We start from the raw sequence: 23,468 nt of genomic DNA on the forward strand, positions 1-23,468 counted from the left end.
CAGGGTTTTCTTACTTTATATTAAGTATTTGTGAACCCTCCTCAGTCTCCACCAGATATCCGGAATTTTAAATTTTAAATTTGAAATCAGAATTTTTTATAAACTGGAATTGTAATATCCGTTTTCTACGCAGAAACGTATAAGATGAAGCTTGGTTTTCAGTCCCAGTTTTTCTGTAAGCCGGTTGATATAAGTGTCAATAGTTCTTGTGCTTAGGTTAAGTTTTTCTGCAATTTCTTTATTGCTGAATCCCTCATAGCAGAATCTCATCAACTGTATTTCAGCCGGAGAAAGCTCTTCCTGGCCCTTTTTCTGCCTGTCCATGTATTCCTGTACGGCAAGGGGCTGCTGCTCCCATTCCTTGGAATAGGTTTGATAATCAAAGTCTTCAGTAGCAATACTTCCTTTAATAATATCCTTTATAATGGTGCTTTTTTTCTGACAATAATAGATATTAGGGATTTTTGAAAGAATTTCAGCCATATCTTCCTGGTAAGTACCGGAATAGGTGATAATAGGAGTTTCTGTGTTGTTTTTTCGGATGTATTTAATGGCTTCAATTCCGCTTAATACGGGCATAAATAGCTCAATGATGAACACATCCTCCTGTCTTCTGTAGATTCTGTTTACCAGCTCGTGCCCATTGTTACAGTCATTCAGAAGCATATAGAAAGGATTCTCCATGAGTGTTTTGATCATTATTTTTTTAAAATAAAAATCACTGTCAGCAATAGAAAAACGTACGGTATTAGATAATATTTTACTCATTCTTAATATCGATTTGGCGAATGATATTTAAAATTTAGAGGTCTAATTTATGAAAAACTTATCAAAGTGAAAATTAATATTAATTTAATCAGGGTTTTCACGAAACAGGTCTGGGGAAACTACGTATTGTGCATGAATTTTTTTTTTTATATTTTCACAGGCCAAACAAATCGCAAATTATGTCTTCTAACAGGGAAAAAAAATTAAACAAATCTGACGTAAGAATAGGCATTTGGAAGTTTATTCTGTCTTTTGTTGTTTTGTCAGTTGTAACTTTTACGTGTTTATTTCTCTTCTTTAAGAGTTATGATATACAACGTGAGGGGATCAGCCGGGATGCTGAAGCCTATAAAGAACTGATGCTTCGAAGTGACGTTCTGAAAGATCACATTGATGATATTTATGACAAAATGAACCAGCTTAGTATTAATAAGGTGGAGAATGAGGTATTCCTTAGAACCAGTATTATGGATAACGTGAGAGATGCCAAAAATATTATGGGCAAAGACAGTGCGCAGAGCTTTAAGCATTATGCTATACTGATGAAGCAGATTGTGCCTATGATGACCTTAAAGGCCAAGATCATTGAGGTAGAGTATAAGAAAAAAACAGTTCTAAGGGATCTGGATGAATGTATGGGTAAAATAAAAGTAACCAATAACGAGCTTAGAAAAGACCCTACAAGAAATTTCACAGGAAGTAAAAGAAGAAGATAAAAAATAAAGATATGCAAGGACAAATCACATTATCAAAGAAAGAAAGGCATTATCAGTTTTTTTATTTAATACTGATGCTTGTGACTGCCATGTTATTTTTGGGAGTCATCTTTTTAAAAGGTTTTGTATCTCCATTTTCTGATGAAGATGTAAGAGGAATTCAGAATCTTGAACAGAAAGCCGAATTTGAGCGTCATCAAAAAATTGTTATTCCTATCATGGACAGTACCTATACGATGATCACGAAGCTTACCGATGACGGTCCTCAACCATTTATAGAAAATAATATTCAATTAGGGGTTAATGACATTAACAGCTATTTTAACAGTACCGATGTTATTGATATCAGAAAAGATGCTTATCCTCAAATTGCAAAATTCTATAAAATGTACTATGATGACAAAAAAGTTATTTCAACTACTTCAGAAGACATTAAAATCTTTCAGAAGCAGGTGGATGAATGTAGAATCGGATTTAAGGATAAGCAAAATAAGCTTTATCAGCGTGAGCAGGATCTGAAAGCAAGAGTACAATAAGTAATAAATACCAGGAACTTTACATAAAACACATCACAATTACTAACTATGAATTATTTTCAAAAGAACAAGAAAAACATTATTATCGGTGTTGTTGCAACTTTGCTTATCGCAGCATTGGTTGCCCTATGGCTGCAGAAAAAAGTCATCCATTCAGCCGATGATATTGTTGGGGTAGTTTATCCGTCTTCACTGGCGGTAGGAGACACACTTTTATTCGAAGATAAGACCCAGTTTGCGAAAACCAAAAGATGGAATTTCGGAGACGGTACAACTTCAGATAAAAACAGTGGGATTCACTTCTATAATAAACCGGGGTACTATCAGGTGAGTTTGATCGTTGACAATAAGTATACGAAATCTTTCCCTGTAATGGTAAGCGCAAGAGGCGTTCAGAAAGCAAAAGATACAGCAAAAAATGCAACGACCATTGAGGCTGTAGCTCAGGCTATGCAAAATGAAAGCGTATCTTTCCGTGCCATTTCTGATGCAAAAGTGTTTGCCTGGAAATTCGGAGAAACAGGAAATACAGATTCTAAAGATAAGTTTACAATCTATTCTTACAAAAAACCCGGAGATTATGTGGTAACGCTGTACACTGAAGAATCTCAGGAGCCTATCTATCACCATATTAAGATCCTTCCGGCTTATGATGCTCTTGCAGAAGAAGAAGTTTCAGTAGAAGATTCTTACGCAAAGGTAGATAGTGATTTTAAATATCACCTGCAGCAGATTGCGAATGGAAACAGTTTCAATATGCATTACAATTACCTGTTGAGAACCTATCTGTGTAACAATGAAAACACAGTAGTAAAGGTAAATGACAGTAAAGTGAACAACTTCTACATGTATTGTGCCGGTCTTCAGTTTGACAAAAACACAGTGATTCAGACTGTGAAAGTGAACCTGGATGATAAGCAGGAGTGTGTAACTAAAGTAGAAATCAACCAAAGCAAATAATATCATCCGGTTTTACGGATGCGCCAATCATTAAAGATAAAATAGGATGAAAAATAAATTTCCTCTAGCAGCATATTATATAGGGTTATCAGTATTATTGACGAGTTGCCAGGTAAAACTGCCGTCAAAGAAAACCCCGGAGCCGTCACAGTATGGACAGGTGGATGCTTCCCCTGTCGTTAACGGGTATCCTAAAAAATCAGCGCCATGGATCGTTATTTCAGACAGATCGAGAAATACAGCTTATCTGGATAAAGATGATGAGAAATCTTACAAAGAAGTAAAATTCCTTGAACCTTTAATGGTTTTAAAACATAGAGACGGAATGGTAAAAGTAGCGGAATATGTTCCGGATGCTTTAATGAAAAAAGTTTCGTCAAAATCCATCAAAACATATGGATGGATTCCGGAATCTGACCTTCTTCTTTGGAATAACGCTTTAAAAAGTGAAAAAACGGGGTATCCTGTAAGAGTAGCCGTAGTGCCAAGTAACAGCGAAGTCATCAAAAATGCCGAAAGGTACTATAAGAATGACTCTATTATGGTGTTCAATTCACCAAGCCTTATTGAAACAGCCAATGTAAAGATTCCAAACGGACAAATTGTATATGTCTACAAACAGGCTGAAAACAACAAACGATTTTTAGTAGGTAAAAAACCTTCAATTGATATAGACAGCATCGGCAAAGGACTTTACGGATGGGTAAGTTCTAACGTGATTTCCAGCTGGGGAGAGCGTTCTGCAATTAAACTGAAAAACACAACAGGGATCAACGATTCTACATTAGGAATCTATGAAGGATATCCTGGAGGATCAGGATCAGATGCTGAAAATAAAAAAGCAGTTCTTCTTACAGATGTTAACAAAAGAACGCAGCTTGAGAATATCTTTCCTGTAAACCTTCCATTGGAACAGGCTCCAACTCCGGATTCAAAAACAAAATATTTTACCAATATCTTAGATTACAGCAAGAACTTTGTATCAAACGTATTGGGTGAACCTATTTATTTTGACCGTTACAGAGAGATCACAGAAAGAGATAAAAATATTAATATTGTTTTTGCATTGGACGTAAGCGCAGGAAATGCACCTTATGCACCTATTGTAAAATCATTATTGCAGGATCTTCAGCTTAGATTTGAAAAACCATCTTATTTTAGCAATGTTAAATATGGAGTGGTTTTATATAAAAATAATCCTTGTGGGGAAAATATTTCTGTATCAAACTTAAGTGCAGACTACAGCAAAATGACAGCGTTTATTGATCAGAAAACGAATGAGATGAACTGCGCAAGCAATAACGGGTATCAGCCGGTAGGAGAAGCTCTTACTGCAGCAGGAAACCTTCTTTCAAACGTATCTGATGAAACCAATATTGTAGTTACTGTAGGAACTTCTGCCAACCAAAGCGGAAATATGTACAGTGTGATCAGTTCACTTACTCAGGCTCAGGCAAGACTGATCATGTTCCAGACAAGTGCAAGATCATCTGATACCTATAACGATTTTGTATTGATGGCTGAAAATGTTGTTACCAATACAGCCAAAAATATTGCTGAACTTAAAAAACAAAAGATCATCAATCAGTATGATGTTCTTACTAAGAATAACTTCAGCCTGGTAGAAGGTGATGCGGGATTCTTCTCACTGGCTTACCCTAAACAGAGTATGTCTCAGGGATTTGTTATCTTCCCTAAAAAAGGTGATATTACAACTCCCGGATTCCTGAAAAAATCTGTTGACAGTCTTATTTCACAGGTTACTTTAGATAACCAGAATATTGATAAATCACTTAATGAATATTTCCATTCATCAGTGGGAGCAGGAAAAACAGATGTTGACGTAAAATATAAATATCTGTATCCGGGTCTTACCAATCCGGTATCTGCAGGAATTGCGGCACAGCTGATCAACTACGGAAGTCCATTCCTTGTAAAAGGATACATTCCAAAAGATCTGAAAGATTATACTCCTGGAATAGAAAAAGGAATTCTTATTTCTGAATCGGAATATGACAACTTAAAAGCTTTCTATACGGAAGTATACAGGAATACTAAGGCAGACCGTCCAGACTTTAATCAGGCAAGAGCAGTGAAAGAATATGTGAAGCTGCTGAAGAAATATAACCCGACTATAAAATTCCTGGATAAAGGAGCTCTTTATGAGCAGCCAATGTCTTATGCTATTGGAATGAGTACAGGATTTGATCTTTCTGAAGAAGAACTGATGGCTAAGTACAAACTTAAAGGTTGGAAAAAATCAAAGGTCGTACCTGGTGAGACCGTGAAAAATTATTTCTATCACTACAAAAATTTAGCAGACAGAATGCTTGCCAACAGAAATAACCCAGCTGTAAAGATTCAGCAGAACGGGCAGACTTTCTACTGGCTTAATGAATACTTTACCCCTTCAAGAATTCCGACGGAACAACCGGAATATACAAAGCATTAAGAAATTCATTTTTATAATATCAAAAAGCAGGAGTACATACTTCTGCTTTTTTTGTGTTCAAAAACCGGAAGTGAAAAGTTGAAGTGTATTAACCTTAAACCTTAAACCTTAAACCTTGAATCCAAAACTCACAGCAAAGCGAATTGGTCATCCATTATTTACCAGTAATTTCTCAATTATTTCTCTTTATAGTGCAAAACTGTTTTTTATCTTAAAAATGGGATTTAATTTAAAATGCTGTATGGGTGGGTGTTGCGATGTAGTGTTTAAATCTATTGTCGTAGAATTACGACAAGAAATCGTAGAACTACTACAATTTCTCAGATTTATATTGAAAAGTTTTTTTTAGCGAAAAAGAGCCTCTATATTTGCTAAACAATCACTGAATCACAAAATATTACTAACGATTAAAATTTACTAATCATGGCCGAAAGAAATTCAAGAGGAATCTTAAAATTCAACAACGGTGAAGGACAGAAGTTGTTAAAAATGAATTACAGCGTATCCAGATCTACAGACGTATCAGGACGTGTAGCATCAGATCCTTCTAATGCACTGATCAAAGTCACAGTAGAGGCTACTGAAAAATCTGATATTCTTGAAAGTTTATTAAATGGTAAATACAAACCTACAGTGGGAGAGATTACATTCAATAAATCTCACGAAGAAGGAACATTGATTACTTTGAACTGGCAGAACGGATATGTAATTCAACACCAGGTTGATTTTGATGCAATAGACAGCAATAGCATGCTTATCAGCTTTGTAATCAGTGCAGAAACCATTGACTATGGTACTTCTCAGTACGCTGGACTATGGCCGTCAAGCTAAAATTTACACACATTATCAACATTCATAAGAAAAAAGACTGTCCCTATTTAAGGCGGTCTTTTTTTGCCTGAATGAAAAACTTATACCAGGAAATATTACTTCATAACCTATTTATATAGTGTCTGTTATATAAAATAGTGTTATCTTTAATACAAAACACAAACACAAGCATATGAAAACCGAATCAAAGACAAAAGGATCTTCCTTCCGTCCGTCACAAAATGCAGACGGAATATCCGAGAATCATCATGCAGGAATCAACCGGCTGGTTAAATTATCACTGGTTGTGGAAGGTAAAATTATTAAGTACTACAAACATTTCACTCTTAAACAAAAAGCTAGCCACCACCACGAATTCAGTCTTACCCTTGCCCATGACGCATTGGGAGACAGGCAGAGCCACACGCTTGAAGAAGCTAATAAATTTTTGGGAAAACGTCTTACTGCTGTTATTTCTTACAAAGATATTGAGAAAAGTCCCGAAAGAAATTTTGTAGGCATCATTACCAAAGTAGGATTCAGCCAGGAAAAAATGAGTCTTGGAAATATTGTAATTTCCGGATACAGTCCAACAATTTTACTGGATGGAGCTCCACATATACAAAGTTTTGGCGGCGGACAACCTGTTAATATGGGTATCATAGCTGAAGAAGTAATCAAACAGGGAATTGATAAAGAACGATTTGATATACGGGTAGACACCAATGATTATTCCCAGATCATTTACAGCAGCCAGTACAATGAAACCCATTACAATTATCTGGCAAGAATGGCTGAAGCTTATGGGGAACAATTCTATTATGATGGAGAGGTACTGCATTTTGGAAAACTTCCTCCACAGAATAAACCTATCAAACTGCTCTATGGCAGCAATGCAGATCATGTAAAAGTAGAGTTAAAAGCTGTTCATACAAAGCCTCAATACTACGGCTACAACAGCAGCAAAAACGAAAAACTGACTTCCGGGGAAACTCCTGTAAGTCATATGGGCGATCTTGCCCGTACAGCATACGGTCATAATGATAAAATATATAAAACTCCGGCGCTTCAGATTGCACCTATTAAAGCTACAACCCATCTGGATGTAGAACATTCCCAAAGAAGCACTTCAGGAAGCGAAGCGGTAAATGTATTTTCCGTTTCCGGATCTACAACAGTTCCGTTTTTACATCCTGGATGTATTGTGGATATTCACATGAGAAAACCGGACAGTAATGAAACATCCTATTTTACCAAAGTGATGGTAACAGAGGTTGTTCATGAAATTGATACCATCGGACATTATTCAGGAACTTTTGAATCTATTGCTGCAGATACAGGTTTTTTACCCAAACCGGAATTTAATGTGCCCGCTGCACAGCCACAGATCGCAACCGTAATCTCAAATACTGACCCGGAAGGACAGGGAAGAGTTCAGGTGAGATTCGACTGGCAAATGAATGATACCACTCATTTTGTAAGAGTAATGAGTCCTGATGCCGGGGGAACAGATCAGATTACTCAAAACCGAGGGTATGTAGCGATTCCTGAAATAGGAGATCAGGTGATGGTTAATTTCGTTCACAGTCACCCCGACAGACCTTTTGTCATGGGAGGAATGTTTCACGGTGGAATAGGCCTTGGAGGTGGTGCAGACAACCGTGTAAAGTCTATTCAGACGAGAAGCGGACACAGAATCGTTTTCACAGAAGATGAAAGCATCATTATTACAGATAAAAGCGGTAATGAGATTCATCTGGATACTACCGGAAGCAATATTAACATTACGGCACCGGAAACGATTAATATTAATGCAAAAAATATAAATATAAGTGCTTCAGAGAATATTACATCTACAGCAGGATTAAATATTACAGAAGGTGCGGGAGTAAATCATATGAGTACCGCCGGAGGAATGATGATGCAGAATGCTGTGTTGGATTATTCTTTAATGGCTGCTAATATTTTGAAAGTGGCAAAAGGAGATATTTCTTCTGAGTCAACAAATGTGAAAAGAAATGCAAGTAAAGATATAGAGGTTATTTCTGCTGAAGGTACGATTCATCATAATGCTCAGAAAGAAGTAAAAAATAATAGCGGAGAAAAAGGGGCTAACTATTAATTTGATATCATGGGAAATATTACAGAAATAGCAGGTGGAAAGATATCTGAATTATCAACCCAGGAGATTGAAAATAATGCCGGAAACTTTATAAGTAATTTTGCTTCGAAATTTGTAAAACAAAAAGGTGATCAGCAAGGAGTTACTTATGACAATCCTCCTGGGGATGAAAGAAAAGTTAAAAACTCAATAAAAGGACTGGCCATTTTCCGGAGAAAAAGCAATTATTCCGCTCAGCCAGACTTTGGCTTTGATTGGTATGCAGGAGAAAATTACGAGACCACCTATACTGAGCCGTTTAATTATGAAAGTCTGGTGCTGGATGGGGTTGACAGTCTTAAAAAAGAATATGCTCCCCATTTAAAACATATCTCTTTGGGAGAGTTTGGTTATATTAACGTAGGTTCCAATAGTGGAAAATCAGGGTTGAATATCAATGGGAAACCCTATTTTGTTCCCTGGTTTTCTGGTTTTGCAAAAGACGGATCGGGGAGTAGCAAGAGCTATGAACTTGATGTGTTTTTCAATATTGAAGAACCTGTAGAAGGAAGAATAGATATAGGCAGTGATGCTGATGAGATAGAAATAGAATTTACGGATGAAGGAGGCAGCAGCTTTGAGATATCAGAAAGTACTCCAAAACAGTTCAGTAAAAATATTAAAATTACATTTTTAGATTATATTGCGGAAAGCACATGTATAATCATTACATTTCATAAAAAGTCTGAAGAAGAAAAGGCTGAAGAAAAACAATGGAAAGAAGATAAGGCTGCAGGAAAAAAAGTTGATTCAATGCCAACCATTTATATTACCGCAGGTGAATTGATGGGAATGCTTAATGTTTACAATAACAGCATAGAATATGATTTGAATGTCCGTTATGTAAAAGTTCACTTTAAAGGCTGGATCAAGGTGGATGGATATGATGAGAAAATATATCTGTCAAAAAGAAACGGTACTACTTCCTTACCTGATTATTTCGAAGATAAAGATATTATTAAAAGACAGCAGAAGCTCCAGAAACAAAAAGCCGAACTTGAAGCCGAATTGGCAGAGGTGCAAAGTGGTAAAACAGGGTGGTTCAACAGCAGTGAAGAAACATTGCAGAAGAAAATAGCAGAGAAAAATGAAGCTATTCTTAAAATTGATACTCAGAATAAAGCGAGGCTAAAAATAAACCAAGAACTGAACACCTATGAATTTAATACTTTAGAAACTAAGTTTAGCAGTTCATTTCTCAAAACTTATGAACAAAAAATTAAAGATACTTTCTCCCAAACATTAAGCCATTTCAAAATAGATAAAGAAGAATATCTGGAAGCAGATTTTGATAATATGGATGATGATCTGTATTTGAAAAAAAATGGTGCAAGCTGGGAATTGATGGAAGACGGAATATTTTCTGATAAGGGAGATGCAGGGTATGTGCAAAACTATTTGGAAAAAATATACAGGGAAAACAATCCCGGTTATGAAGATACTATTGTATTTTTTGTTCCTTTCGATATTGATGATTTATTTGGTAAATCTGAAAGCATAATGGCCGGTGCAGATAATGTGATCGTAGGACCTGCAATTATGGCAAAAAAGGATTGGATAACCATTCCTCATGAAGTAGCACACTCTTTGGGTCTGGCCCATTCTTTTCCCGATTCGGGATCAAATAAAATTGCAGGATTTTTTGAAGATTTCGTAAAAGCAGGGCATCTCTTCAAAGAAGGGAAAACAGAAAATGTAATGGATTATATTTATGGAGATGTATTGATCACTTTTTGGAAGTGGCAATGGGATAGGATTCATAAAGACTCGGATGATATGAAAGCAATAGATAAATTGAAAAAAAATGAAACTGAAAAATAAGAAATCCATCATCTTTAAGATGTTAGTTTTTATTGGCATAGTAATAAGTTGTCATTCAAATAGTCAAAATATGCAGGAATATAATAAAGAGGTTGAAAAGTTCAGCACCAAAGAATTGTACCCCAGCCAGAAGAGTGCTTATGAGAAAAATGGAGATATGGTATTGTTTTACCTACCCGGCAAACTGCATGAAAGGTATGCGAAAGTTGACCTGAAATCGCATGTTTTTGATATAAAGCATTCAATGTTTCTGAATACGGATGATCTGCTGGAGATTAATCATTTCAAATATTTTTTACCCCAAAAGTATTCTACTTTTTATAAATACCCTATTGGAAGAAGCGGAACGGCAGGAGGTGATTTCTTTACACTTATAGAATTTAATGAGCTTGGGCTCGTTAAAAGTATCGAAAAAAATCTTCCGGATGCCAAAAACAAATATCTGTATCACTACAATAAGTATGGTCAGTTATTGCGGATAGCTGAAGATAAAATGATTGATAAAATCTTGTTGGAGAATATATATGATGAAAACGGGAGGCTCATTTCTCAAAAGAAGAATACCAGAGATATACAGTCAGTAAGAGAATTTTCTTATGATAAAAATGATAATATTCTAGTAGAAAATATAAAAGAAAAAGTAATAGCACCTAACGGTAAAGTGGTAAAAGATGAAACTTATACTTTGCGCTATCAATATGACAGTAAAGGAAAAATCGTAAGAAAATACAGTGAAAATGAAAATCATGTTGTTGAATTTCAGTACGATCCTGCAAGTGATACCCTTATGAATATTGTTGAATATTACGGGATTTCAGATAAAGGAGATGCAAAAAAATGGGTAAATCATTTTACGAAGACAACTTACACCTATACTAAAGATCAGATTACGGGAGAGAACAAGTATGAATATAATATTGTAAATGCTTCAGTTCTTGCAGATAAAAAATGGACCCCAATATCTGTAGAACAACAAAAAGCATTAGCCTGGAAGAAATTTAAAGAAGGATCTGAAACACCACTGTCAGAAATTGATAAAAAGTATCAATATGAGACAGGTGCAATTCATACTGAAATCAATACCTACAATTTTTCCAACAAGTTTAAAAATGGAAAAACAGAAGTAAATAAAGAACTTGCCGATTCGGAAAAAATTAAGTTTATACTGGATAATAACGGAAGGATAACTCAGAAAGAAATTAGCAATACCAAAAAAAACAGCTCAGAAGTGCAAGTATTTTATTATTAAGTTTCTCTAAAAATGAATATCTTACAGCGGTTTTAAATCATGTTTGATTATTAAAAATGATCAATACAAAACCTGCTTTTTGTAAAAGCACTTAAACTAAATAACCTCAAACCCTAATGAATAAAATCACGGATCACCTGAAATATTTTTCCAAACTATCCGCAGCATTCATCCTAAGTATATTTAAAATTTATGCAATAGGCCTTATTTCTACCATTGTTACCCTGATATTGGGAATTTATATTTTATCTGATCGTTTAGGTCCATCATTGGGACATACCGGAGCTGTTGCATTTTTAATAACAACCATAAAAGCTAAACCGGTTTCAGCAAGTCTTTTTTATGTATTGACTATTATTGCTCCATTTTTTACTGTTGTTTTTGCTACAAAATACGCGATGTCTGTAGTGATCAGCAAACTCCTTCAGGATCATTCCAAAACAATTGTAATTCCGTTTATAGATAAAATAATTGGGATTTTTAAAGCAAAACAGCCAACGGTAATCCGTACAAGTGCTGATTTTGCAATTGCTAAAGTTAAACTCTTAAATGAGTTTAAAAATAGTTCCGAAAACAAAATACTCAAACGAATTTTAGGCTATGCTTTAAATAAAATAAAGTTCGATGAACTGAATCTGGGGGATGATAATGCAGACTTTTCAGAAATTATCAAAACTACATTGATTGAAAAACTACATGAACTGGCAGAACCATCGGCGATGTTATTCTATATCTACATCGGACTTCAATGGATCAGTTTGATTTTATTATATTTTTTGAATATATAAAAGAAAAAAGAAGGCTTAGAAGGCTAATTTGTTATAAAATTCAACCATCAGAATCTGGTTTAAAAACAAAAACACACCGTTGTTACTTCTCTAATTGAAGAATTAACTATCTTTATCTCGTTTAGAATAAAATAATTAATTTTAGCTACACAAAAGAAGAACTTTTCATTCTCTGACAGACAGGGATGAAAAATACAGATCAATACCATCAAATCTGCATAGTAAAACAGAACGCAAATATATTAATATAAGAAAATTATAAATGGGAGTACTAGTAACCAACGAAACCGTAAAGCAACTATTTCACATTGCTCAGTCGATAGCGAAGGAAAATTATAATGGAACCTATGGAGGCCCGCATATTCTGCAGGCTTTAATGCATAAGGATATCGGACTTAATGAATTTCTGAAAAGTATAGATAAAGATCCCGGCTATTTCTATGAATGGGCAGATGTCCGCATTGAAGAATACCCTAAAACAAATCATCTTCCCGATGAAGTAGGTCAGGATGATGCGATAGATACCCTTATCGAAGAGGCAGATGATATCCGTTTAAAATTAGGATTAGATGAGATTACTCCCATCTGTATTTTGACAGCAATTGTAAAACCACAGGTTGTTTTCTCACTTCAACAGCTCAAATCACTTCCGTTGAGAGAACATGAGATATTCAATCTTTATAGAAAAGATACACCGTTTACCGTTTCAGAAGATGGTGATTTCTCTTCATTGTTTTCAAATGGTTCAGACTATTCAGACTCTTCTTTTCCTTCCATTAAAAGTTACTGCGTAGACAGAACGGCACAGGCGAGAAAAGGAGAAATTGAAAATATCATTGGTAGAGATAAAGAACTAAGAATGCTGGTGGAAATCCTTTGCCGAAGAAGCAAACCCAATGTAATCATTATCGGGGAACCGGGAGTAGGGAAAACAGCATTAGTAGAAGGATTTGCTACTGAGATTATCAAAGGAAATGTACCCGAAATGCTTAAAAACGGAACCCTTTTAGAACTCGACACCGGAGCATTACTAGCCGGAACTTCTTATAAAGGAGAAATTGAAGACCGTCTGAAAAAAGTCATCAATGAATGTAAGAAAATTGAAAAAGCCATTCTTTTCATTGATGAGATTCATACCCTTTTAGACCCCAAAGGAAGCATCGGAAACGTTGCCAACCTTTTGAAACCTGAGCTTGCCAGAGGGGAAATCACCGTAATTGGAGCTACAACACAGGAAGAATACAGAAAAATTATAGAGCCGGAACAAGCTTTCAATCGTCGTTTTGAGGTATTAACAGTACATGAGCCGGATGAAAAAACCTGCGTAAAAATGATTGATGTACTGCTTGAAGGTTACAAAAAGCATCATGGTATTGAAGTCGAAAAAACTGCAATTCCGGAATGTGTACGTTTGGCTAAAAGATATGCAAAAGGTAAAAAATTACCCGATGCTGCTATTGACTTATTAGACAGAACAATGGCAGCCATCAAAATGCTTGATGAATTGTCAGAAAAAGAACTCAGCAGCTGGAAAGAAAGCTATGATGTTATTTTAAATGAAGAATATGCAGACAGCAAAGATAAAGCAGACGAGTTGATCTGGACTTACAACTTATTAAGAGATAAAATAAGCCCGATCCTTTGGGGATCGCTGAGTGAGCAGCCTGCCATTGACAACTCTATGCCGGTAGATCAGATTCAGCAGATTATTGAAGATACCTATGCCGAACTTCTACAGCATGCTGCGAAGAAAAGAGAAAAAGTAGACAGACTTGAACTTGCCGCTGTAATGGCTGCTAAAACCAATATTCCAATTGGAAAGATCCAGGCTCAGGAAAAAGAAAAACTCCTGAATATGGAATCACTTCTTCTGAACAGAGTCGTAGGGCAGGATCATGCATTAAAAATCCTTTCCGATGCTATTGTTGAAAACCGAAGTGGGTTGAATAAACCCGGGCAGCCCATTGGATCATTCTTCCTTCTGGGACCTACAGGAACCGGTAAAACAGAGCTGGCAAAATCTATGGCAGAATTACTTTTCAATGATGAAAAGGCAATGGTGCGTTTTGATATGTCAGAATTTAAAGAAGAACATTCCGCAGCCTTATTGTACGGAGCGCCTCCGGGATATGTAGGATATGAAGAAGGAGGTATGCTTGTCAATAAAATCAGACAACAGCCCTATACCGTTGTTTTATTTGACGAAATTGAAAAAGCCCATCATTCAGTTTTTGACGTATTCCTTCAGATTATGGACGAAGGAAAAGTACACGATAAACTGGGTAAAGAAGGAGATTTCAGCAATGCATTGATCCTTTTTACCTCCAATATCGGAAGCGAAGAAATTGTAAAACAGTTTGAAGAAGGAAAAATTCCGGAATCATCTTCATTGATGCAGATTATGTCCAATTCAGGACGATTCAGACCTGAGTTTTTAGCAAGAATCACCGAGATCATTCCTTTTGCACCGATCACAGAATCTATTGCAGAAAGAATCTTCAATATTCAGCTGAAATCACTTCATACCTCACTTATGAGATTGGGAATTACCTTAAAGATTAGTGATGATGCAGTAAGAAATCTGGCATTAGGCGGATTCAGCAGCAAGTATGGAGCAAGACAGATCTCAGGAGTAATCCGTGCACAGCTTGCAAGACCGATCTCTAAAATGATTGTTAGAGAAGAAGTAAAATCCGGCCAGACCATTCATGTTGATTGGAATAATGACGAAGAAAAACCAAGCTGGAAAGTAGATTAATTAGGAAGCGAAAAGGCAAAAAAAGTATATTTACCTTTTCGCTTATAAATACAAATAAAATGAAAACCATTGTCAGAAATATTTTTACAGGCTTACTATTATTAGGAACTGTTATAAGTGTAAATGGGCAGTTTCTTGCTGCTTCAGATACTTCAGAAAGCAGTGTGAGAAAATATAAAGGCATCATTAATGCCAATAAAGATCTTGTAGAATTTATTGAACAGTTACTTCTTCAGAAAGGGCTTCCCAAGCATTTGAGAAACCTGGCCCTGATAGAGTCCCATTTCGACAGAAATATCACTTCCGGAGCCGGAGCAGTAGGTATATGGCAGTTGATGACTGCACATGCCAACCAATATGGGCTTACGGAACAAAATCGTACCGATGTCTATAAAAGTACGAAAACAGCTGTTATCTCATTAGGAAACCTTTATAAAAAATATAACAATTGGGTAACCGTTGTGGCAGCTTATAACTGCGGTGAAGGCAATATTGCCAAAGCGATGGAAGCTGCAGGCTCCTCTCAATATCACGAATTCTCTAAATACCTTCCCGGAGAAACTATTAACCATGTGAAGAAATACCTCAATGCATGCTATGCTACAGGAGAACTTCAGAGTGTTTTAAGTAACTATAATTCTTCAAGAATCAACAAAATTTTCTTTGAGGACGGAAACAGAAGAGAGATGACCGCTGCGCTTTCAGAAACGGAAATCAACGCCGGATTCAATCTGAAAGTTGTCGCTGATGAGCTTAACGTAGACATGGATAAAATCCTTACGTGGAATCCTGGTATTGTAGAAGAACTGCAGAGAAAAGGAGAAAGCCCTTTCTATCTTCCTGTTGACCTTATGCCGGATTTCCTGCTCAGAAAAAATAAAATACTGGTTCGTTCCATCAAAGAAGGAGCAAGTATTCAACAGTAAATAATCTCAAGTACAAATAAAAAAACAATCAACGTTCAGTTGGTTGTTTTTTTTATGCAATAACTGATCTGTTAAAAAAGGCTAATTTTATATTAAAGGATTCTTAATATTTCTCACTTAGGTGGAAAATTATTGTTTTTATTGTTCTTTTTCAATATGTTGAAATCCTTTACTGATGATGTTTTGAGCGTGTTTTTTAAATCTATTGTCGTAGAATTACGACAAGAAATCGTAGAACTACTACAATTTCTCAGATTTATATTGAAAAGTTTTTTTTAGCAATAAAGAGCCTCTATCTTTGCTAAACAATCACCGAATCACAAAATATTAACGATCAAAATTTACAATCATGGCAGAAAGAAATTCAAGAGGAATCTTAAAATTCAACGGAGGAGAAGGACAAAAGCTGTTAAAAATGAATTACAGTGTATCCAGATCTACAGACGTATCAGGACGTGTAGCATCAGATCCTTCCAACGCATTGATCAAAGTAACAGTAGAGGCTACTGAAAAATCTGACATCCTTGAAAGCTTGTTAAACGGTAAATACAAGCCTACAAAAGGAGAAATTACATTCAACAAGTCTCACGAAGAAGGAACATTAATCACTTTGAACTGGGAAAACGGATACGTAATCCAGCACGAAGTAGACTTCGATGCAGTAGACAGCAACAGTATGCTGATCAGCTTCGTAATCAGCGCTGAAACCATTGACTACGGTACTTCTCAGTACGCTGGACTATGGCCTTCAGCAGGTAGTAATTAAGCCTATTCATCATCTTAGTAAAAATAAAATTGGTACAGAACAGTATACTCATCGAGTTTACTGTTCTGTTTTTTTATATAAGTTCAAGCTAATGAAAAACGGAATAAAATAATAAATACTTTCCAGTCTCAACCCATTCAAATTTATAGTGAATAAATAAAACAGTTTTGATTCTTGTAAGTTACCCTTTTAACGTTTTATTTCTCTTATTGGTGTAATAATTGGTGAAATTTTCTTATTTCCCAATGATATTTAATGTATTTATTTATAATATATTATGTTTTATTTTAAATCTTTTGTCGTAGAATTACGACATGAAATCGTAGAACTACTACACCAAATCGTATAACTACTACACTTTTTCATATTTCTGTTTAAATGCTTTTTTTTCAAAACCCAGGGAGCTATCTTTGTTATATAATTATTGAATAACAATTTATTACTAACGATTAAAATTTACAATCATGGCAGAAAGAAATTCAAGAGGAATTTTAAAATTCAACGGAGGAGAAGGACAGAAACTGTTAAAAATGAATTACAGTGTATCAAGATCTACAGACGTATCAGGACGTGTAGCATCAGATCCTTCTAACGCATTAATCAAGGTTACAGTAGAAGCTACTGAAAAATCTGACATCCTTGAAAGCTTGTTAAACGGTAAATACAAGCCTACAAAAGGAGAAATTACATTCAACAAATCTCACGAAGAAGGAACATTAATTACTTTGAATTGGGAGAATGGATACGTAATCCAGCACGAAGTAGACTTCGATGCAGTAGACAGCAACAGTATGCTGATCAGTTTTGTAGTAAGTGCCGAAACTATTGACTACGGTACTTCTCAATATGCTGGATTATGGCCAGGTAAATAATCCAATACAATGTAAAAAAAAAGGAACAGTATACCATTGGTATGCTGTTTCTCTTTTTTATCCATGACCTAATTAATAACCATATATAAAAAATAAGCAAAATGTTCAGACAAATTCTACCTGCTAAATGCTGAATATTGCCTCAAAAGTAAATACCGCTAAAAAAAAATTCACGAGCGAAGCAAATTGACGATTTACTATTCATCATTTGAGCCCCGAATCCCTTCCCCGGACTACCAACTTTTACGCCTATTTTCTTATATTTGTTCATTATTCAAAATATGGACGCAACACAAGATAAAAGGCTGTTTCTCATCGATGCCTATGCGATGATTTTCAGAGGATACTACGCATTAATCAGGAATCCGAGACTCACCAGCAAAGGACTGGATACTTCTGCTATCTTTGGTTTTACCAATTCTTTGATCGAATTGATCAGAAGAGAAAAACCTACCCACCTGGCAGTAGTTTTTGATGTAGGACAGGCTAGTGTAAGAACTGATGACTATTCAGATTACAAAGCCAACAGAAGCGAAACTCCTGAGGCGATTAAAATTGCTGTTCCATACATCCACAGAATTCTTGAAGCCATGCATATTCCACGCCTGGGAGTAGAAGGATATGAAGCGGATGATGTAATAGGTACCATTGCGTGCAAAGCAGAAAAAGAAGGGTACACCACTTTCATGGTAACGCCGGATAAGGATTTTGCACAGCTGGTTACAGATAAAATTAAGATTTATAAGCCAGGTTTAAAAGGTGGTGATATTGAAATTCTGGGCGTTGATGAGGTAAAGGCAAAATATGAGATTGAAGATCCTAAGCAGGTTATCGATTTTCTTGCCATGATGGGAGATGCGGTAGATAATATCCCCGGACTGGAAGGTGTAGGAGAGAAAACTGCGATGAAGTTCCTTAAAGAATTCGGAAATATAGAAACTTTATTAGCTAATACTGATCAACTGAAAGGAAAACTGAAAGAGAAAGTAGAAGCTTCTGCAGAACGTGGCATTTTATCTAAAAAATTAGCAACCATTATCTGTGATGCTCCTGTAGAATTCCATCAGGAACAATACGATCTGGAAACGCCGGATTTTGAAAAAGTAAAAGAAGTTTTTGATGAAATAGAATTCAGAAGACTTTACGAAAACCTTTACAGAGCTTTTGCACCTGCTCCAACAGAAACAGTGGTTGTGAGTGAAGTGGAAGTGAAGCAGACTCCAGCTGGTACAGAAATGAAAGGACAGGTGATGCAGCTTGATCTTTTTGCCAATTTTGAAGAGCTGGAACAGGCTACTTCTACAAAATCTACTATTGAGCAGAACGATCATCTTTATCAGTTTATCGACAATCCGAAAGCCCAGAAAAAATTAGTTGATAATCTGTTGAAGCAAAAGGTTGTTTGCTTTGATACGGAAACTACTTCATTAAACGAACTGGAAGCAGAATTGGTGGGAATGAGTTTCTCTTATAAAAAAGGGCTTGCCTATTATATTCCGCTTTCTGAAGACAGAACCGAAGTGTTACAGACGTTAGAGATTTTCAGGCCGTTTTTTGAAAAGGAAGACCTGCTGAAAATTGCTCACAATCTGAAATACGATTATAAAGTTTTAAAACAATACGACATTACTGTTAAAGGGGCAATGTTTGATACGATGATTGCCCATTACCTGTTGAATCCAGACGGAAGACATGGTATGGATTATCTTTCAGAAGTATACCTGAACTATAAACCGGTATCCATAGAAACCATCATCGGGAAAAAAGGTAAGAAACAGGGCAGCTTCAGAGATGCAGATCTGAGAACGCAGACAGATTATGCAGCAGAAGATGCAGACATCACTTTCCAATTGTATGAGCTTTTTGCACCACAGCTGAAAAAAGAAAATCTGGAAGAGCTTTTCTATAATATTGAAATGCCTCTGATGGAAGTCTTGGCAAAAATGGAACTGGCAGGTATTTCTCTAGATGAAAAATGGCTGGCACAGGAAAGTATAGATCTTGAAAATGACCTGAAGCAGTTAGAAACTACAATTTTTGAACTTTCAGGGGAAGAATTCAACATGAACTCACCCAAACAGCTTGGAGAAATTCTGTTTGAAAAAATGCAGCTGGATCCGAAAGCCAAAAAAACAAAGACAGGACAATATGCAACTTCAGAAGATGTTCTTCAGAAATTAAGTTCAAAACATGAGATCATTAAGCATATTCTGGAATACAGAACCTATCAGAAATTAAAATCAACCTATGTAGATGCGCTGCCTTCGCAGATTGATAAAGAAGATAACAGAGTACATACCAATTTCTCACAGACGACAGCTGCTACAGGCCGTCTGGCGAGTGTAAATCCAAACCTGCAGAATATCCCGATCCGAACTTTGAGAGGACAGCAGATTCGTGGAGCCTTTGTTTCCGGAGAAGGGAAGAAGATTATTTCTGCCGATTATTCACAGATTGAACTTCGTTTAATCGCTGAAATTTCAGGAGAAGATAATATGATCAAAGCATTCCAGGACGGAGAAGATATTCATGCTTCCACAGCAGCAAAACTCTTTAAAATTCCTCTGGAAGAAGTCTCCAAAACCCAGAGAAGCCAGGCAAAGACTGTAAACTTTGGTATCATCTACGGACAGGGAGCTTTTGCATTGGCAGAGCAGACTGGATTATCCCGTACAGAGGCTAAGCAGATGATTGAAGCTTATTTTGAAACCTATCCAAAACTGAAAGAGTACATGGCGGAACAGGTGAATAAAGCACGTCAGATGGGCTATGTGGAAACTATTTTAGGAAGAAAGCGTCACTTGAAAGATATCAATTCCAACAATTTTGTAGTAAGAGGTCATGCAGAAAGGAATGCTGTGAATGCCCCGGTTCAGGGAAGTGCCGCAGACGTTGTAAAGCTTGCGATGATCAAAATAGACAGAGAAATCATGGAACAGCAGTTAAAAACAAAAATGCTGCTTCAGGTACATGACGAATTGATATTTGAATCACCGGCAGATGAAATTGAAGCCGCTTCAAAACTCATCAAAACTGAAATGGAAAACGCCTTAAAAACGCAGGTTCCGTTGTTAGTAGAGATTGGGGTAGGAGACAATTGGCTGGAAGCGCATTAATCAATACTGCAAATCATACTTTAAATAAAAAACTTCCGTCTTTTGGGCGGAAGTTTTTGTTTATAATGTAAAATTGACTGTCAGAATAGTTTTATTTTATCATTCTTATCATAGCCAAATCATCTGTAGGTTTTACTCCATACTGATGCTCAAGTTGTTTAAGCTTTCTGTTAAGCATTTCTTCAGTATCACTATTTTGGCGGTCAATCATCAAATATTCTGCAAAATTGATCATTTCATCAGAATCTGTTTTTTTAATTTTTGAAAAGCTCAAAATACCATCAGTTGCAATGGAAATATCATTCGGATCATTAAAAATTATTTTCTGAGATTGATTAGAATACCAGTCTTCAAAGTTTTCATGAAGATGATAGGCAAGGTAATCAGGTTTATTATTACGATCAAATTCCATTATCTTTCCATTGACGCAAATAACGCCGTCACCAATGGCTAAGATTATTCCTTCGTTCTTTACCTTGTCATAAACCAAGATGATAAGAGTGGCTAACAGCTCTTTTTCATCCAGCATCATATGATTTTTACTAAATACAAGTTCTTTGAATAGGCCTTCAACTATTTCTTTGAGATCTTCGTCTAGACTGCGTTGAATATCTTTTTCATATAAAGATTTATAACTTGTTTCAATGATCACTTTACGTAAAAGCTTTCCAAAAAGTGCCGAAGCAAAATGACTGTCCATCGCTGTAGAGCAGCCGTCCATTACAGCACATACTATTTTATCAGAATCGATCTTTTTAACAAGCAAATAGTCTTCACAATGGTTGATATGATAATCTCCGATTTGTAAGGTAGAATATACGTTCATCGGATGCTAAAATAGTTCTATTTTTTCTGATATAAGTGTATGAGGGTTATTTTAGACGGTCAATTTCTTTTGTAATCTTCTTTCCCGGATGCTGTAATTTTGTTTTATTAACAGCAAGTGACTCCATATCTAAATGAAGTCACTTGTTATAGACGGTAAAAATCCCTGATATTAGATCTCATATTCTATTTCCCCCACATAATGCAGCGAATAATCGTCATTCTCTACAGAAACCGGATTAGGAATCACAAATCTTGTTGCAAAAATGATGGCATTCACAGGCGTATCCAGACTTAGTTCATTCAGTTTTCTTTCCAGGATTGGAATCCATTGGTCAGCGTAAGAATATTCTGCAAACTTGTCGTAAAGTCCAAGACTTTCATCCTCAAAGCCATATTCTATGAAGTCATCATCAAACCATTTGATGTTCTGTGATTCTGCGAATTTTGAAACATACTGATCGTCGGTTTCTTCCTCTATATAATAATTTTCATCCTCTTCTACGAAACTATAAAAATCTTCTTCATTCTTGAAATACCCTAACCAGAAGTGTGAAATTTCTTTATCCATAATAATCTTTTTATTCTAATCTTTTTAATTGTTTACTTGTATCAATAGCTTTTTCAAGCCGTGAAAGCCTTGTCTTTTCCTGCTTGGCACTCATAATCCAGTGTATAATTACCTTTTTATAAGAAGGAGCCTGGCTTTCAAAAAATTCCCAGGCAGCCTGATGATCCGTAAACTGTTTTTGATAAACAGGATCAAGAGCAACTTCTGCTTTTTCATGGGAATAAATTCCGGATTTGTTCTCTTTTCTGAGTTCAAATGCTTTTTGTCCTGCAGGAGTCATCAGCCCTGCTTTGGTGAGCGCTTCAACTTTCTTTATATTAATATTGCTCCAGATACTGGAAGACTTTCTTGGCGTAAAACGGATAGAATAGCTTTCGTGATCTATTGATTTTCTCACGCCGTCTATCCAGCCAAAGCACAAAGCCTGATCTACAGATTCAGACCAGCTCATAGAAGGTTTTCCACTTCCGGTTTTGTAGAATCCTGTCAACAGTTCTTTTTCCCCTTCGTGGTGCTTCTCAAGCCACTTTCTGAATTCTTCCTTTGTCGAAAAAAATGTAGGTTTCATAACTCCTTTACCTGCCTTTTACATTTAATCTGTAATATTACGAAAGTTTTCAGTCAAATAAAATCTTCTTGCCCTAAACAAAGTTCAATGATAACCCCGGAGATAATTTTTTTATTGTAATTTTATTCTAGGTTATAAATTATAAAAAATGGATTTTCTTCAGGACCATTACGCTGTCAAAAATGAATTGCTGCTTATCCTTATTTCTGTCATTTTAGGACTGTTCATTGGTGCCGAACGCGAATACCGTAATAAATCTGCCGGACTCAGAACCTTTATTCTGGTCTGTTTCGGAGCCTGTCTGTTTACGATTCTTTCCATCAAAATAGGTGTGGCCAATCCGGACCGTCTTGCAGCCAATATCATTACCGGTATAGGATTTTTGGGAGCAGGAGTGATTTTCAAAGGAGACAATAAAATTGAAGGTATTACTACTGCAACCACCATTTGGGCAACGGCTTCAATTGGAATGGCGGTAGGTTCCGGATATGTCTATATTTCCCTGCTGGGAACCGCTTTGGTATTGATTATTTTGAGTGCTTTAACTTACCTTCAGAATTTCATTGATAATTATAATAAAGTAAGGGAGTATAAAATTGCTGTGACAGGTTCTGCGGATATCAAATATTGTGAAAACATATTTAAAGAACATCACCTGAAATATCTGATGATTAAGCAGCAGTATTCACCGGAAAGTTTAACCGTTATCTGGCGGCTTACCGGAAAGAATACCCGTCATGAAGAATTAATCACACGTCTGGTAGACGATCCAAAAATCAGAGCCTATCAGTTTTAGAAGATATGA

19 protein-coding genes are annotated in these 23,468 nt (G+C 36.0%); 15 read left to right on the top strand and 4 right to left on the bottom strand.

Going from position 1 to position 23,468, the window contains the following annotated elements:
• Positions 1-96: 96 nt before the first annotated feature.
• A complete protein-coding gene (locus tag KYG33_RS19915; RefSeq protein WP_077414167.1) occupies positions 97-768 on the bottom strand; it encodes a response regulator transcription factor in 672 nt (223 codons plus the stop codon).
• A 179-nt stretch (positions 769-947) separates the two neighbouring features.
• On the opposite strand from KYG33_RS19915, the gene tssO reads away from it, so the two are divergent.
• The 14 genes from tssO to polA all read left to right on the top strand — a co-directional run bounded on the left by tssO (position 948) and on the right by polA (position 20,699).
• On the top strand, positions 948-1,484 hold the full coding sequence (gene tssO, locus KYG33_RS19920) for a type VI secretion system TssO (protein ID WP_077414169.1): 537 nt from the start codon (positions 948-950) through the stop codon (positions 1,482-1,484).
• Positions 1,485-1,495: 11 nt separating this feature from the next.
• Positions 1,496-2,020, top strand: coding sequence for a type VI secretion system transmembrane protein TssO (locus KYG33_RS19925; protein ID WP_077414171.1), 525 nt, complete (start codon positions 1,496-1,498; stop codon positions 2,018-2,020).
• A gap of 48 nt (positions 2,021-2,068) precedes the next feature.
• Positions 2,069-2,980: a PKD domain-containing protein gene (locus KYG33_RS19930; RefSeq protein ID WP_077414173.1), complete on the top strand. Its 912-nt coding sequence runs from the start codon at positions 2,069-2,071 to the stop codon at positions 2,978-2,980.
• 46 nt (positions 2,981-3,026) lie between these two features.
• On the top strand, positions 3,027-5,432 hold the full coding sequence (tssR, locus tag KYG33_RS19935) for a type VI secretion system protein TssR domain-containing protein (protein WP_077414175.1): 2,406 nt from the start codon (positions 3,027-3,029) through the stop codon (positions 5,430-5,432).
• Positions 5,433-5,855: 423 nt separating this feature from the next.
• Complete coding sequence (gene tssD, locus KYG33_RS19940; protein WP_034697144.1) at positions 5,856-6,263, top strand: type VI secretion system tube protein TssD; 408 nt, start codon at positions 5,856-5,858, stop codon at positions 6,261-6,263.
• 172 nt (positions 6,264-6,435) lie between these two features.
• On the top strand, positions 6,436-8,364 hold the full coding sequence (locus tag KYG33_RS19945) for a type VI secretion system Vgr family protein (RefSeq protein WP_219072290.1): 1,929 nt from the start codon (positions 6,436-6,438) through the stop codon (positions 8,362-8,364).
• 9 nt (positions 8,365-8,373) lie between these two features.
• A complete protein-coding gene (locus KYG33_RS19950) occupies positions 8,374-10,224 on the top strand; it encodes a hypothetical protein (RefSeq protein ID WP_219072291.1) in 1,851 nt (616 codons plus the stop codon).
• 70 nt (positions 10,225-10,294) lie between these two features.
• On the top strand, positions 10,295-11,473 hold the full coding sequence (locus tag KYG33_RS19955) for an RHS repeat domain-containing protein (protein WP_077414181.1): 1,179 nt from the start codon (positions 10,295-10,297) through the stop codon (positions 11,471-11,473).
• A gap of 116 nt (positions 11,474-11,589) precedes the next feature.
• On the top strand, positions 11,590-12,261 hold the full coding sequence (locus KYG33_RS19960) for a hypothetical protein (protein WP_219072292.1): 672 nt from the start codon (positions 11,590-11,592) through the stop codon (positions 12,259-12,261).
• A gap of 262 nt (positions 12,262-12,523) precedes the next feature.
• Positions 12,524-15,019: an ATP-dependent Clp protease ATP-binding subunit gene (locus KYG33_RS19965; protein WP_219072293.1), complete on the top strand. Its 2,496-nt coding sequence runs from the start codon at positions 12,524-12,526 to the stop codon at positions 15,017-15,019.
• A 59-nt stretch (positions 15,020-15,078) separates the two neighbouring features.
• Positions 15,079-15,945 (top strand): lytic transglycosylase domain-containing protein, encoded by an 867-nt coding sequence (locus KYG33_RS19970; protein WP_077414187.1) that lies wholly within the window; start codon positions 15,079-15,081, stop codon positions 15,943-15,945.
• Between the two features lie 349 nt (positions 15,946-16,294).
• On the top strand, positions 16,295-16,711 hold the full coding sequence (gene tssD, locus KYG33_RS19975) for a type VI secretion system tube protein TssD (RefSeq protein ID WP_077414280.1): 417 nt from the start codon (positions 16,295-16,297) through the stop codon (positions 16,709-16,711).
• 464 nt (positions 16,712-17,175) lie between these two features.
• Positions 17,176-17,583: a type VI secretion system tube protein TssD gene (gene tssD, locus KYG33_RS19980; RefSeq protein WP_047382792.1), complete on the top strand. Its 408-nt coding sequence runs from the start codon at positions 17,176-17,178 to the stop codon at positions 17,581-17,583.
• A 281-nt stretch (positions 17,584-17,864) separates the two neighbouring features.
• Positions 17,865-20,699 carry a DNA polymerase I gene (polA, locus tag KYG33_RS19985; protein ID WP_219072294.1) on the top strand — a complete coding sequence of 945 codons (2,835 nt, stop codon included), beginning with the start codon at positions 17,865-17,867 and terminating at the stop codon, positions 20,697-20,699.
• 91 nt (positions 20,700-20,790) lie between these two features.
• Here the strand turns inward: polA and KYG33_RS19990 are convergent, their stop codons facing one another.
• The 3 genes from KYG33_RS19990 to KYG33_RS20000 form a co-directional block, all read right to left on the bottom strand.
• Positions 20,791-21,525, bottom strand: a complete 735-nt coding sequence (locus tag KYG33_RS19990; RefSeq protein ID WP_077414191.1) for a protein phosphatase 2C domain-containing protein — start codon at positions 21,523-21,525, stop codon at positions 20,791-20,793.
• A gap of 171 nt (positions 21,526-21,696) precedes the next feature.
• Positions 21,697-22,095 (bottom strand): immunity 22 family protein, encoded by a 399-nt coding sequence (locus KYG33_RS19995; protein ID WP_077414193.1) that lies wholly within the window; start codon positions 22,093-22,095, stop codon positions 21,697-21,699.
• A gap of 10 nt (positions 22,096-22,105) precedes the next feature.
• Complete coding sequence (locus KYG33_RS20000) at positions 22,106-22,663, bottom strand: YdeI/OmpD-associated family protein (protein WP_077414196.1); 558 nt, start codon at positions 22,661-22,663, stop codon at positions 22,106-22,108.
• Between the two features lie 148 nt (positions 22,664-22,811).
• Between KYG33_RS20000 and KYG33_RS20005 the strand changes: the two genes are divergently transcribed.
• Entirely contained in the window at positions 22,812-23,459 is a 648-nt protein-coding gene (locus KYG33_RS20005) for an MgtC/SapB family protein (RefSeq protein ID WP_077414199.1), read from the top strand.
• The last annotated feature ends 9 nt before the right edge of the window (positions 23,460-23,468 follow it).

The organism is Chryseobacterium sp. D764, from assembly GCF_019317325.1.
Taxonomy (GTDB): domain Bacteria; phylum Bacteroidota; class Bacteroidia; order Flavobacteriales; family Weeksellaceae; genus Chryseobacterium.

Coding starts and splice junctions, on each gene's coding strand:
- KYG33_RS19915 (WP_077414167.1), bottom strand. CDS start 768: ATGAGTAAAATATTATCTAATACCGTACGTTTTTCTATTGCTGACAGT.
- tssO (WP_077414169.1), top strand. CDS start 948: ATGTCTTCTAACAGGGAAAAAAAATTAAACAAATCTGACGTAAGAATA.
- KYG33_RS19925 (WP_077414171.1), top strand. CDS start 1,496: ATGCAAGGACAAATCACATTATCAAAGAAAGAAAGGCATTATCAGTTT.
- KYG33_RS19930 (WP_077414173.1), top strand. CDS start 2,069: ATGAATTATTTTCAAAAGAACAAGAAAAACATTATTATCGGTGTTGTT.
- tssR (WP_077414175.1), top strand. CDS start 3,027: ATGAAAAATAAATTTCCTCTAGCAGCATATTATATAGGGTTATCAGTA.
- tssD (WP_034697144.1), top strand. CDS start 5,856: ATGGCCGAAAGAAATTCAAGAGGAATCTTAAAATTCAACAACGGTGAA.
- KYG33_RS19945 (WP_219072290.1), top strand. CDS start 6,436: ATGAAAACCGAATCAAAGACAAAAGGATCTTCCTTCCGTCCGTCACAA.
- KYG33_RS19950 (WP_219072291.1), top strand. CDS start 8,374: ATGGGAAATATTACAGAAATAGCAGGTGGAAAGATATCTGAATTATCA.
- KYG33_RS19955 (WP_077414181.1), top strand. CDS start 10,295: ATGCAGGAATATAATAAAGAGGTTGAAAAGTTCAGCACCAAAGAATTG.
- KYG33_RS19960 (WP_219072292.1), top strand. CDS start 11,590: ATGAATAAAATCACGGATCACCTGAAATATTTTTCCAAACTATCCGCA.
- KYG33_RS19965 (WP_219072293.1), top strand. CDS start 12,524: ATGGGAGTACTAGTAACCAACGAAACCGTAAAGCAACTATTTCACATT.
- KYG33_RS19970 (WP_077414187.1), top strand. CDS start 15,079: ATGAAAACCATTGTCAGAAATATTTTTACAGGCTTACTATTATTAGGA.
- tssD (WP_077414280.1), top strand. CDS start 16,295: ATGGCAGAAAGAAATTCAAGAGGAATCTTAAAATTCAACGGAGGAGAA.
- tssD (WP_047382792.1), top strand. CDS start 17,176: ATGGCAGAAAGAAATTCAAGAGGAATTTTAAAATTCAACGGAGGAGAA.
- polA (WP_219072294.1), top strand. CDS start 17,865: ATGGACGCAACACAAGATAAAAGGCTGTTTCTCATCGATGCCTATGCG.
- KYG33_RS19990 (WP_077414191.1), bottom strand. CDS start 21,525: ATGAACGTATATTCTACCTTACAAATCGGAGATTATCATATCAACCAT.
- KYG33_RS19995 (WP_077414193.1), bottom strand. CDS start 22,095: ATGGATAAAGAAATTTCACACTTCTGGTTAGGGTATTTCAAGAATGAA.
- KYG33_RS20000 (WP_077414196.1), bottom strand. CDS start 22,663: ATGAAACCTACATTTTTTTCGACAAAGGAAGAATTCAGAAAGTGGCTT.
- KYG33_RS20005 (WP_077414199.1), top strand. CDS start 22,812: ATGGATTTTCTTCAGGACCATTACGCTGTCAAAAATGAATTGCTGCTT.